We start from the raw sequence: 735 nt of genomic DNA, 5'->3' as shown, positions 1-735 counted from the left end.
TATATTTTTATTTAACACTGATTTTTAGATTTGTAAAAACTATATTGTTCGATTATAAAAAAGAGGAAATCACGTTAATTTTTTCTGCAGGAATTTATTTAGGTATATATTTAGTTTATTTAGCAAAAGCTATGGACGTTGATGATAGAGTAGTTTTTAAGATTTACAAACCGACAAGAACTGCAACACAATCTGGCTTAGGTAATACACACTTTTGGCACCTAAGAACTGAACCTGATCCTTACTATATTGAACCTCTAATGGGATGGGTTGGCTCAAAAAGCCCCAAAAAACAGATTGTATTAAAGTTTGACTCCCTTGAAAAAGCAGTATTCTACGCAAAAAGACGCAGTGCTAAATATATAATTGAAATGCCAAAAGACATTAAGAGACGCCCAAAGTCTTACGCGAGTAATTTCATATCTAAGTAAGTTCTGTTGTAGAACATAGGTTTCATAGATGCTCCTACTATACGAAAATTGTGTCATCCAAGTAGTTCATAGAAACAGAGATAAAAAAACTGCTTGACAACTTTTGCCATTACCTTTATCGTAATACTAAAGCTATTATTTATCTTCAGTCCGTACAGATTAAACAACAAAAAAACTCAATGTACTTGGCGTACTGTTGTTTAATTTTTTGCACTATGTGCACCTCATGCCTTTATAAACTTTCAAGGGTTTTACCTAGTATAAGCTAAAATGCGTTTGTTAAAGCGTTTAAGACAATAAAAAA

The 735-nt window shown here is 31.8% G+C and carries 1 protein-coding gene; it reads left to right on the top strand.

Features of this window, described 5'->3' with window-relative positions; translation table 11 throughout:
• Window positions 1-131: 131 nt before the first annotated feature.
• Window positions 132-431, top strand: a complete 300-nt coding sequence (locus tag IHO13_RS05560) for an NADH dehydrogenase ubiquinone Fe-S protein 4 (protein ID WP_368666889.1) — start codon at window positions 132-134, stop codon at window positions 429-431.
• Window positions 432-735: the final 304 nt, after the last annotated feature.

The organism is Wolbachia endosymbiont of Mansonella perstans (assembly GCF_020278605.1).
Taxonomy (GTDB): Bacteria; Pseudomonadota; Alphaproteobacteria; order Rickettsiales; family Anaplasmataceae; genus Wolbachia.
The sequence above is the reverse complement of the archived record's forward strand: the minus strand, read 5'-3'. Positions and strand labels throughout refer to the sequence as shown.